The organism is Streptomyces sodiiphilus, assembly GCF_039529215.1.
GTDB lineage: Bacteria > Actinomycetota > Actinomycetes > Streptomycetales > Streptomycetaceae > Streptomyces > Streptomyces sodiiphilus.
Genome location: NZ_BAAAMJ010000102.1, coordinates 1 through 816, shown reverse-complemented (window position 1 = coordinate 816; position 816 = coordinate 1). Strand labels below are relative to the sequence as shown.

Below are 816 nucleotides of genomic sequence, written 5' to 3'. Positions count from 1 at the left end.
TGCCCGATGCCGCTCAAGCCACGTGAGACATCCTCTAAGATAATCCGGGCCATGTCAGCTCAGCCGGGTGGCGTCCAGGCAGGCGTGTGGACTCATCTGGCCGGTTCCTACGACGGTGTCGAGAAACAGCTGCGACTGTTTGTCAACGGCGAACTCGTCGGTGAAACCTCTCACAACATGACGTGGACGGGCAGTCACGGTCTTCAAGTAGGTGCCGGAACCTACAGCGGAGAGGTGAAGAGTTACTTTCCCGGGACCGTCGACGAAATCTCCCTGTTTGACAAGAGGATGTGGGAACCGCAAGTTCAAGCGCTCTACGAAGAAGGTGTCACCGGCGTCCCGGGACGCCCGGTAGTAGCACACTTCGACTTCGAGGAACCCGCGGGGTCACCCGAGGTTCTCGGATACGCGCATGTGCGCCCGGCTGTGCTGCACGGTGGTATGGAGCTCGGAGCTTCCGGTCCCGTCACCACATCCGCCCGGCTCAGTGGCGAGGGGGCGTACGGGAGCGTGGGGGTGCCGCACCTCAACACGGAGCGGAGCTTCACAGTGTCGGCCTGGGCCAAGATTGACCCAGGACAGCACACAGAAGAGAAGGTCGTCGTATCGCAACTGGGAACACACCGTCCGGGCTTCACGCTGTACTACTCCGGAGTGCAGAACCGCTGGGTCTTCGGTACGTATCGCTCGGATGCACCTGACGCCGACCTGATATGGACAGGGCAGCCTGCGGGAAGCGCTGTGCAAGGAGAGTGGGTTCATCTGGTTGGCGTTCATGACACTGAGCCTTTTCCAACCTGGTTGGTGAGGGCTGGT

1 protein-coding gene is annotated in these 816 nt (G+C 61.0%); it reads left to right on the top strand.

Translation table 11 applies throughout. The features are described 5' to 3' along the window. Positions 1-51: 51 nt before the first annotated feature. Positions 52-816: LamG-like jellyroll fold domain-containing protein (locus ABD299_RS24780; RefSeq protein WP_344266991.1), on the top strand; the 765-nt coding region annotated here is incomplete at its 3' end.